This window comes from Arenibacter amylolyticus (genome assembly GCF_002150785.1).
Lineage (GTDB): Bacteria > Bacteroidota > Bacteroidia > Flavobacteriales > Flavobacteriaceae > Arenibacter > Arenibacter amylolyticus.
Genome location: NZ_MTAZ01000052.1, coordinates 1 through 7,037, shown reverse-complemented (window position 1 = coordinate 7,037; position 7,037 = coordinate 1). Strand labels below are relative to the sequence as shown.

Annotated in this window: 3 protein-coding genes and 1 tRNA gene; 3 read left to right on the top strand and 1 reads right to left on the bottom strand. The window is 46.4% G+C overall.

Annotation, left to right across the window (positions count from 1 at the left end; all coding sequences use genetic code 11):
• The first annotated feature begins 20 nt into the window (after nucleotides 1-20).
• A tRNA-Leu gene (locus BV214_RS14995) sits at nucleotides 21-101 on the top strand.
• 388 nt (nucleotides 102-489) lie between these two features.
• On the opposite strand, the gene BV214_RS14985 is transcribed toward BV214_RS14995, so the two are convergent.
• The gene (locus BV214_RS14985; protein ID WP_223883472.1) at nucleotides 490-717 is read right to left on the bottom strand and encodes a transposase; all 228 of its coding nucleotides are present in this window, start codon (nucleotides 715-717) and stop codon (nucleotides 490-492) included.
• 296 nt (nucleotides 718-1,013) lie between these two features.
• Here BV214_RS14985 and BV214_RS14980 point away from each other — a divergent pair, with 296 nt between their 5' ends.
• Both BV214_RS14980 and BV214_RS14975 read left to right on the top strand, forming a co-directional pair.
• The gene (locus BV214_RS14980) at nucleotides 1,014-1,331 is read left to right on the top strand and encodes a T9SS type A sorting domain-containing protein (RefSeq protein WP_176328533.1); all 318 of its coding nucleotides are present in this window, start codon (nucleotides 1,014-1,016) and stop codon (nucleotides 1,329-1,331) included.
• A 43-nt stretch (nucleotides 1,332-1,374) separates the two neighbouring features.
• Nucleotides 1,375-7,037, top strand: a 5,663-nt coding sequence (locus BV214_RS14975) for an FG-GAP-like repeat-containing protein (protein WP_086478323.1), incomplete at its 3' end; no start/stop codon positions are given.

Below are 7,037 nucleotides of genomic sequence, written 5' to 3'. Positions count from 1 at the left end.
GGGATAAAAATAATTAGTATGCTCGAGTGGCGGAACTGGTAGACGCGCTGGATTCAAAATCCAGTTCCTTTGGAGTGTGGGTTCGATTCCCACCTCGAGTACGAAAGGCTTTAACGGAAATGTTAAGGCCTTTTTTTATTCCCAGGTACAACATAGGTACAACAAATTAGAACCTTTACTTTTAATAGAGCATCAACTTGAAATATGGCAAATATAATATTCCCCATGAGGGGACTTTGTATCTATAAAAGGGATCATGACCAATTGTTGTGTTTATGCAAAAATTGTGGTTAATCTATAAAGGAAGAATTCTACATTTTTCACCCCTCTGAACTGTGCCCTGAACGCTTTTATTCCTGCCTGCGGCAGGCAGGTTTGCATTGAATGATTTTGCCGAGGCATTCGTACTTTTATTTATAAAATAGTTTAGGATGGATCTGTAATTAACACTGATACTGTTAGCTACTGTTTGGAAGCTTTTAAAGGGATTTATTTAATCAAGCGATATAAGAAGTATTCCGTATTCCTGACTCCCCTAAATTGTGATCTAAAAGCCTTTACTTTGGCATTAAAGCATTCTGCTGAAGCATTTGTACTTCTGTTTAAAAAATAGTTAAGTACAGAGCGGTAATTTAAAGTATTGCTATTAGCTACCGTTTGGAAGCACTTAAATCCTGACTCCTCTACATCTTTGTACCAGTGGGCTAGTTGGATCAAGTCAAAAAGTTGTGGGATTTTGTTTTTAAGCAAAAATATCTAAGAGTCTAAAAAGGAATCGCTATTTTAAATTTAACACACTTTTAACTTAATTAATAAGAAAAACTAAATAATCAATCAAATTTTCACATATGTTTGGTAGGTAAACTCTTCGTATGAAAACATTTCTACTTACGTTAGTATGTATAGCAGTAACACTTAATGTGTTTGCACAACAAAAGCTTAAATTCACATATGACACGGCGGGGAACCAAATCCTAAGGGACCGGGTATGTCTAACGTGCTTAAAGGCCGTTATGCCTCAAAATTTAGATTCCCTATTTGTGGATTCAATTGATGAATTGGGATTGACTGATATTTTGGATTTTGAAATGACCGCTTATCCCAACCCTGTAACCGAAATTTTATTTGTTGAATGGTTTCCCAATGAACGGTTAAAGCCCAAAGAAATACAGGTATTTACGGTAGATGGTAGATTGATGAATACAATACCAATAAATACGGTACGGGGGGAACAACCCGTTTATTTTAATGATAGTCCACCCGGCCTATACCTGTTGAAAGTCCTGTTCGAAAATGGGGAGCGTCAAACCATTAGAATAGTCAAAAGCTGAGTAGAAGGATATTGTCGCTTTAATACTAACCCAACCAACAAGTATGAAAACATTTTTGATCTTCTTCGTATTCTCCATTGGTTCTTTCGGGGTATACGCCCAGACCGACTATACGGTAATCCCCTTGGAAGCGACCCCTATTACGGTTATCGAACGCACCGAAGATAAATCGCCCCCTTCAATGGAATTGGATATGGATGCGAGCATAGAACCAATGGGCTCGGGAGCCGGAGGTTCCGAAATCTCGGAAACTACTGGGGACCTTTCCGTTTCCCTTACTGGAGGAGCCACCTATTCCGTCCCCATCAAGGTGCCGCCGGGAATCAACGGGATAGTGCCTACAATCGCACTTTCGTATAACAGTCAGGGCGGTAATGGTATGGCCGGCTATGGCTGGAACGTTTCGGGCATTTCAGTGATCACACGGATCCCCTCCACCAAATTCCACGACAATAACATCGATCCGGTCGATTTTGACAGTGCGGACCGTTTTGCATTGGACGGGCAGCGATTGGTATTGAAGTCGGGTACCTATGGGGCCAGCGGGGCGATCTATGAGACCGAGAACTTCTCCAATGTGAAAATAGTTTCAAATGGGGTCTCAACTTATGGGTCGTCATACGGGCCTCTTTCCTTTACGGTCACCTATCCCGATGGTTCCGTGGCCAAATATGGCAATAGTACCGATAGTCGATCTAGAACAGATTATGCCATTACCAGTTGGCAGGACCCGCAGGGCATTATGGTTAATTATACCTATACCGCGGCGAACAATTCCTTGAGCATCGCTTCCATAAAATACGGACATAGAACGGGAGGTACCGCTCCGAACGAGATAGCCTTTGCCTATAAGTCCCGTAAACGTCCCGAACAGTCCTTTATCGGGGGTCAGGATTTTCGAAGGAAGACCATCCTTTCCACGATCAATGTGAAGACAGGGGCCATAGGCTATCGCAACTACTTGCTGGCGCATAATTTCAATACCCTCGGATTTGAACGGCTGACCAGTATCACTGAAAAGAGCGGGGACAATTCCCTTAGTTTTAATCCGATCAGCTTTAATTATAGCGATTCCCCAGCAAGTCTGGGTGCCTCAACAATAACTACCAGTTTAACAGTAAGCAATATTGAACAGCGAAATGCGCATATGGTTCCTTTGGATTATACCGGGGATGGGAAAATGGATTTTATCGTTTATCCCAAAAATAGGAGCGAACGTACCAAATTTTGGATCTTCCAGGAAATCCAATCGGGGAACACCAATATTGGCAGCCAGGTAAGTACCCCTATTTTTGAGACTATGTTTCCAATAGCCTATCTTGATGGGGCCAATAAATTAGACAAGGCCCAAGGTTTCGGATTGGTAACCCATACTGGTACCAATGAGGTACGGTTCAAGGTAAACGGACAGAGCACTTATGCACCTGCCGCCCAGTATTATGAAAAAACTTGGAACGCTCCCAGTTATACCCCAAAATACGATTGTACAACCAGTCGCAACCCGGAAAGGGTACCATTGAACTATATATCAGGGGATTTCAATGGTGACGGGCTTACCGATATCATAGGAATAGCCAATCCCTACTCTTACGAAACATGCTACCCTATACTTCCAAGGCCAGGCGAATCCTGTGGTGACTGTTGTAGATGTGAAACCACCAACGTACCCGATTCTAAGGTTTATTTTATAAATCTAGATCGTAGGATATCTACCGGATTTACCAATCGGGCGGGTACCCTGGAGACGGCCCTTCAATCGGACCATCGTTTGCTTACCGCAGATTTCAACGGTGATGGAAAAACGGATATATTACACGTTACATCAGGAAAGATAGATGTCTATACACTGAATTCGGCCAACGGCTTGGTGCGGTTATGGTCCACTACGGACTCTCGTATTAGAACGGACTATCCCTTATATCTGGGAGATTACAATGGGGACGGAAAGACCGATTTTATGATGCCGACGGCCAATAATAGCGCTACGTTTGCCCTCTTTCTTTCTACTGGGGTCCAATTTTCCCTTAAGATACAAGTTTATCCCTTTACGTATAAACAATATAGTATAGCAACAAGTCCGATCAATTCGTACGACCTTATTCCAACCGATATCAATGGCGATGGGCGTACCGATATCCTGGAATACAAAACCACCACCCATAACGGTGGTGCCAACGGATCCCAAACGGTTGGGATGTACTATAATACCTTTTCTACGGTGAGCGAAGTTACCCCGGCATTCAGCTTTATTAAATCGGCCACAAAGACCGGGACCTTGAATCACCTGCCCATCCCTGTTTTCCTATCTCCGGCCGACCGATCGAACAATAATCTTGATTTTGTAACGATCAGTAATAACACCTTGTGCAATTTTACCTTTGGGAAGGACAATAGGGAAGATATGCTTCTCCGTTCGATATCCAACAAAGGAACTACCCATAACATAACCTATCGCGACCTTGATCCCCATATTCAGGCGAGCGATACGTATGCTTTTTATGAGACCCGATCGGATCAGGTATATCCTTTTGTGGATATTGATGTGGCCAGGGGAACCAAGTTGGTAGCCACTCTTCAACGTTCGGTGAGCGGAACCACTACCATCAAGCAACATTTCGCCTACCAAGGGGCCGTAGCCCATGTAGACGGTCTCGGGTTCATGGGTTTTATAGGGCTTGCCCGCAGCGATTGGAGCACCCAGGATTCGGACCGTATCTGGAACATTACCAAGCACGATATCGCCAAACGCGGAGCAGTATCCAGCAGTTATTCCATGGCCAATTATTTTACTCTTAATTCCATACCCCCGGATTATATCGCAAAGACTACCTATGTGAACGCCTCTTCCCTGGCCGCCAACAAGGTATTCAAGATCAGCAATACCTCCAACCTGGTACAGAACGGCCTGGACGGGACCGCCATTACTACCAGCTACCTCTATGATGCCTATAACAACCCCACCAAGATTACCGTAGATTATTCCGGGCAGGGCAGTAGTGTAACGGACCTTACCTATGGCAACAGTACGGGCACCACCTACTATATCGGGCGGCCCCTTACCAAAAAGAACACCACAACCATAGGTGACAACGCCTTCTCCACAGAGGAAAATTATACCTATACGGGCTACTTGGTAACTACCAAAAATTACAAGGGGGACGGCACCCCTTTTGATTCGGAGACCTATACGTATGATGTCTTTGGCAATATAAAGACAAAGACCATTACGCCGAACGGGGAAACGGCACGACAGCTAAAGTACGATTATGACACTTCCGGTAGGTATTTGGTAAAAAGCTATGATGTGGAAAATCTGGCCACCTCTTATGAATACAATACCACCACCGGCACCTTGAAGAAGGAGACGAACCCCTTCGGTCTCGTTACCCAATATTTATACGATACTTGGAACCGGCTCACCAAGGTTACTGACTATCTGGGAAAGAACGTCAATACCACCTATGTGGAAACCTCCAACACCTATACCGTGACCGTTACAGCCGATGACGGCGGCAGCACCATTGCCGTATATGACCCGCTCCAAAGGTTGGTCAAGGAAAGTAAAAAGGACGTCTTAGGGCAATGGGTGAACAAAAGCTACCAGTACGATAAGTTCGATCGGGTGTGGAAGGAGAGCGAGCCCTATATAGGTACGGCGGCAAGTCAATGGAACACTACCGAGTACGACCTGTACGGCAGGCCCAAAACGTTGATCTCCTATACGGGTAAGGTTACGAATATCAGCTATTCCGGGCTAACGGTTACGGTGAATGACGGTACCAAGACCGTTGCCACTACCAAGAACGCCCTGGGGAACGTAACCCAGGTTACAGATCCGGGCGGCACCATCGCATACACCTATTTTGGCAACGGGGCCATGAAGTCCAGTACCTATTCCGGTATCGCCCAAACCATAGAACAGGATGGCTGGGGAAGAAGGACAAAATTGATAGATCCTTCCGCCGGGACTTATACCTATGCATACAATGGTTTTGGAGAGCTCACCAAGGAGACCACCCCAAAAGGGGTTACCGATTACACCTATAGTACCGTTGGCAAGCTAACCCAAAAAAAGGTGACGGGCGATGCCAACACCAATATGATCATCAACTATTCCTATGATGCTACCAGCAAGTTGCCTACGAGTATTGCCCTGGCCACCAATGCCGACGGCAATACGGGGACTACCACTATTGCCTATGACAGTTATAAGCGGGTAACCAGTACCATTGAGACCAACTCCCATGCCAAATTCACCAAATGGTTTACCTATGATGCCTTTGGGAAAGTGGCGACCGAGGAAAGTGAGGGACGGTTGTTGAGCAATAACAAGTTCAGCAAGATCAAGGTAAAGAATACCTATGCCAACGGGCAGTTAAAGAACGTGAACGACTTTGCTACCAACGAGGAACTTTGGAACATTACCGGCCTCAATGCTAGGGGGCAGGTGACCACCTCTACCATGGGAGTGGCCCTAAGGCATACCAATACGTATGATACCTATGGATATCTTACACAGGCCCTTTCCCAAAAGAACGTAACCACCTCTCCAGTAGAGCTGATTAAGCTCAGCTTTAACTTTAATGTGCAGCGGGGCATCCTCAACAGTCGCACCAACAGCCTATTTGCCTGGACGGAAAATTTCACCTATGATTCCCAGGACCGGTTGCTCAGCTTTAACGACAATAACGGGGCCAAGAACCAAGATTACGATAATAAAGGACGGATCAATACACTCTCCAACTTAGGAACCTTTACCTATAACAGCACTAATTACCAGAATACGGGATTGACCCTGAACCCTACCGGAGAGAGCTATTACAACAATTTTACTACCCAGAACATCACCTACAATGCCTTTAAGAGCCCTGTGGAGATCCATGAGAACGGAAAGGACCGGATCGGTTTCCAGTACAATGCGGGCATGGGCCGTGCCACCATGTACTACGGCGGTACCCAGGCCACCAAGGAGGACCGTCCCTTTAGGAAGCACTATTCCCAGGACGGCAGTATGGAGATAAAATGGGAAAAGGCCACGGGCAGGACTACTTTCGTCACCTATGTGGGCGGGGATGCCTATTCCTCGCCGGTAATCTACCATTCGGATCAGGGAAGTACCACCACGGCCCAATACCTGTACCTGCACAGGGATTATTTGGGCAGCATCTTGGGGATAACGGACAAAAATGGTACTTTTAAGGAGAAGCGGCATTTTGATGCCTGGGGCAATATCGTTAAGTTGACGGACGGGAACAATGCGGCACTGACGAAATTCGCCGTCTTGGACCGTGGCTATACGGGGCACGAGCACCTGCAGGAAGTAAACCTTATTCACATGAACGGGCGGCTCTACGATTCCATGCTGCACCGTTTTTTGATGCCCGATAATTTTGTGCAGGACCCCTATAGTACGTTGAGCTACAATCGGTATTCTTACGTGCTGAACAATCCCTTGATGTACACCGATGCAAATGGGGAGTTCTTTTGGTTTGCGGTGATTGCAGGAGCGGTCATCGGTGCAGTGGCCCAAGCGGTGAAGCCCGGGGCGAACTTCGGTACCATTGTCGGGGGCGGACTCATAGGAGCCGTGGCCGGGATGGTGGGTGCCGGGGTGGGCAGTGTCGTGGCCGGGGGCGGGTTTTTCAGCAGCGGGATGTCGGCGTCCATGGGCTTTTGGGGCGGTGCCGCCTCAGGTTCCGCAGGGGG